Genomic DNA, 3,416 nt, shown 5'->3' on the forward strand with positions numbered 1-3,416 from the left:
TGCCGAAGGCTTAGCACCACGCAGTGGAAGAATTTTTCTCGAAGTTTTTTTTCTTTGGAAAAAACTTCGCAGGGTTAAAGGGACGGAGTCCCTTAGATGTTTGTTTATTTATAAAAAGAAAAAAGAAAATTTATAAGGAGGAGTATGAAGGGTTATTTTAAAAAAGATTTTATTCGTAGACTTGTAGAAGATGCGGATATCGTAGGTATCATAAATCAGTACGTACCTCTTCAAAGAGCAGGCGCAAGGTATAAGGCAAGATGTCCTTTTCATACGGAGAAGACACCTTCTTTTGTGGTAACTCCCGAAATGGGTCGCTACCACTGTTTTGGCTGCAATGCCAACGGTGACGTCCTTGATTTCCTAATGGAGATGAATAAACTTGACTTTACCGGCGCTGTGGAACTCCTTGCCGATATGGAAGGGGTCAATGTACAGTACGAAGAAAGCGGAAATTACACAAGAAGAAGCGAGAATACCATAAGCTATAACGAAAAGCAGGAGCTTTATAACTGCATAAAGGACAGTGCGAATTATTATTACAAGAATTTGATGAACAGCGGTGTGCCTTTAAAATACCTTCTTGACAGAGGGCTAAAGAAAGAGACGATAAAGAAGTTCGGTCTTGGATATTCCATAAACGAATTCGATAATTTATATAACTTTCTTGTAAAAGAAAAGAAGTATTCCGTAAATACTCTTATAAAAGCGGGACTGGTACGTACAAAGGATAAGGGGGGAGTGTATGATTATTTCAGAGATAGGATAATGTTTCCCATACAGGATGTCAACGGGAAGCTGATTGCTTTTGGGGGAAGGATATTTAAGGATGTGAAGAATGCTCCGAAGTATTTAAATTCTCCGGAAACCTTGGTATTCAAGAAAAACTCTACATTATATAACTTGAATAATGCGAGGAAAGAACTTAGCGAAAAGCCTCTTATACTTGTCGAAGGGTATATGGACGTTATTTCTCTTGTCAATAACGGTATCAATAACGCCGTAGCAACTCTCGGTACCGCTTTTAACATAAACCATGCAAAGCTGATAAATCGTTACACCAAGAATGTAGTCATAATGTACGACTCAGATAACGCCGGTCTTAATGCGACAATAAAAGCCGGCGAGATCCTTGAGAGTGCTAATATTTATCCAAAAGTCGTAAGACTGCCAAAGGGAGATGACCCCGACAGCTACATATTAAATAATAGCATAGAGAAATTTAATAATTTGGTAGAAAATGGCGTAGACAGCATTGAGTTCAGAATAAAACTCCTTGAAGATAATCATAATCTTTTGGATAATTGGGAAAAAGTGGATTTTATCAAAAAAGCCTGCGTCATAATAGGAAAAGTAGATGATGATGTAAGAAAAGAATTTTATATCAAATATCTTCATGAAAGGACAAAAGCCGAAATATCCACTATAGAAAAGGAAGTGAATACAAACAGTTTTATAACTCCAAATCATTTGGAATCAGACAATAAGAAGGATAAAGAGCAGAATATAAGAAAAAATCAAATTAAAGAGAAAATCATCAAAGCACAGGAAATGATACTCAAATATATGATAGACAATGCCCTTGATATCGATAAGATAAAAGAAGTAAATTTAGACGAAGATATATTGGTGGGAGATGATTATAAAAAAATATATGAAAAGATAGTTTCTTGTATAAACTTAGGAAAAAAGGTTGACTTTATAGAACTATTTGATTATAATGATACATTGGCTACAACCATGTCACGAATTGTGTCTTTGGACCAAAATATAGACAGTGATGATTTAAATCAGGCAAAGAAAACGTTGATGATCAATAATATAAATAAGAAGATCACAAAGGTTAAGCTTGCCATAAGAGATATTCAGGAATCTGAAGATAAAGAAATGTTGGATGTTTTGATAGCCGAATTCTACAAACTGAAATCAGAGCTTTTGAAAGCCAAAAACGGAGGTACACTTATATAATGACTCAAAAAAAGGGAAGTAAAGCAGCAAATATGGGTGACGATAAAAAAGTAAAAACAGAAGTTGTTAAAAATACAAAAGCAAAAACGAAAAAGACAGTCAAAAAAGATCCTGTCAGAGCAGAAGTCAAAAAGTTAAAAACGGTTGAAGATATAAAGGCTTGGGCTAAGAAAGAAAGCGTAGTTTCTCAAAGAGAAATGAACCAGCATTTTACGGATATGGATTTCGGTCCCGATGAGATAGATGAAATATTGGAATTCTTCTTTAAAGAGGGTGTTGTACTTCAGGATGATGACGAATCGGATAAAGATGTTGATGCGCTTTTGGATGAAGATATAAAAGACGAAGATGTGAAAAAAGCCGAAGCAAAGGCATATGAACCATCGGTACATATAAACGACCCCGTAAGGATGTATTTAAAGGAAATCGGTAAAGTAGATCTGCTTAGTGCGGAGGAAGAACTCGACCTTGCTCAAAGGATAGAAAACGGAGACATTGAAGCGAGAAAGAAACTCTGCGAAGCTAACTTAAGGCTTGTTGTGAGTATTGCTAAGAGATATGTAAACAGAGGTATGTCATTCCTGGATTTGATACAGGAAGGTAACCTTGGACTTTTAAAAGCAGTCGAAAAATTCGATTATACAAAGGGATTTAAATTTTCCACTTATGCTACATGGTGGATAAGACAGGCGATAACAAGAGCCATTGCCGACCAGGCAAGAACCATAAGGATCCCCGTACATATGGTAGAGACTATAAATAAACTCAAGAGAGTTCAGAGAATGCTTATTCAGGATTTGGGCAGAGACCCCAATTCTCATGAAATAGCTAAGGAAATGGGACTTCCCGAAGAAAAGGTAAGAGATATCATGAAGATATCTCAGGATCCTGTTTCTCTTGAAACTCCTATCGGTGAGGAGGAAGATTCTCACCTCGGAGATTTTATTCCTGACGACGACGCTGTCGCTCCGGAAGAAGCAGCAAGCTATATGCTTCTTAGGACTCAGCTTTTCGAGGTATTAAAAACTCTTACTGACAGAGAAGCCAAAGTACTTATTTTAAGGTTCGGACTTGAAGACGGAAGACCAAGGACACTTGAAGAAGTAGGGGATATATTCTGTGTTACGAGAGAAAGAATAAGACAGATAGAAGCCAAGGCTTTAAGGAAATTAAGACATCCTACCAGAAGTAAAAAATTAAGAGATTTTTTATAAAATGAAAGACCTGCGGTATGCGGGTCTTTTTGTTTTCTTTTCAAAGAAACAAACATTTAAGGGAATCCGTCCCTTACACTCTTTTGCGGGGTTTCTCCCCGCACTCCTCTTTTCTGTAGGGCTCTGCCCTACACCCCGTCATTCTGCAAGGCTCTGCCTTACGATCCGCCCTTTTTTGTCCGAAGAAACAAAAAAGGGGTAAAAATTCTTCCACTCAATCGCCGTGATGGCTCT

General features: G+C 37.3%; 2 protein-coding genes. Both read left to right on the forward strand.

Annotated features, from left to right (window positions below; genetic code table 11):
- Window positions 1-144 precede the first annotated feature (144 nt).
- Window positions 145-1,968 (forward strand): DNA primase, encoded by a 1,824-nt coding sequence (gene dnaG / locus Q0516_RS08430; protein ID WP_294468979.1) that lies wholly within the window; start codon window positions 145-147, stop codon window positions 1,966-1,968.
- On the forward strand, window positions 1,968-3,182 hold the full coding sequence (gene rpoD, locus Q0516_RS08435) for an RNA polymerase sigma factor RpoD (protein WP_294468981.1): 1,215 nt from the start codon (window positions 1,968-1,970) through the stop codon (window positions 3,180-3,182). Before dnaG ends, rpoD begins: the two co-directional genes overlap by 1 nt.
- The last annotated feature ends 234 nt before the right edge of the window (window positions 3,183-3,416 follow it).

Origin of the sequence: uncultured Anaerofustis sp. (assembly GCF_938029165.1) — a bacterium.
GTDB lineage: Bacteria > Bacillota > Clostridia > Eubacteriales > Anaerofustaceae > Anaerofustis.

Bases quoted from the DNA above. Each gene is read 5' to 3' on its own strand.
- dnaG (WP_294468979.1), top strand. From the start codon at position 145: ATGAAGGGTTATTTTAAAAAAGATTTTATTCGTAGACTTGTAGAAGAT.
- rpoD (WP_294468981.1), top strand. From the start codon at position 1,968: ATGACTCAAAAAAAGGGAAGTAAAGCAGCAAATATGGGTGACGATAAA.